A 299-nucleotide genomic window follows, 5' to 3' on the forward strand; every position below is an offset into this window, starting at 1 on the left:
CAGCTTGTTAACGTCAGCAACAACCCCCAGCTCAATCAAGCGATCTGCATCTTCCCGGCTTAGAGTGAGTTGCACGAACTCTTTGTATTCTTTGCTGTTATGCTTAACTGTGTGGCCTTTCAGCACAACAACAACGATTGCCTCATCCTCACCCTGATCATCATCATTTTGCTTATCTGTATCGGGAGCAGTGGGATCTTCTTCCACCGTTTCTATCTGAGAAGCTGACTCCTGGCCGTCAACCATTAATTCAGGCGGCAAGCCGCCCAGTTCGTTTTCAGTTTCTTGCTGTTTATTTT

At 46.8% G+C, this 299-nt stretch carries 1 protein-coding gene; it reads right to left on the reverse strand.

From position 1 onward, the window contains the following. Positions 1–299 (reverse strand): hypothetical protein (locus ACGF5R_RS24760; RefSeq protein WP_387693299.1); only part of this gene is annotated, 299 nt, incomplete at both ends.

Source organism: Photorhabdus sp. RM71S, assembly GCF_042879355.1.
GTDB lineage: Bacteria > Pseudomonadota > Gammaproteobacteria > Enterobacterales > Enterobacteriaceae > Photorhabdus > Photorhabdus kayaii.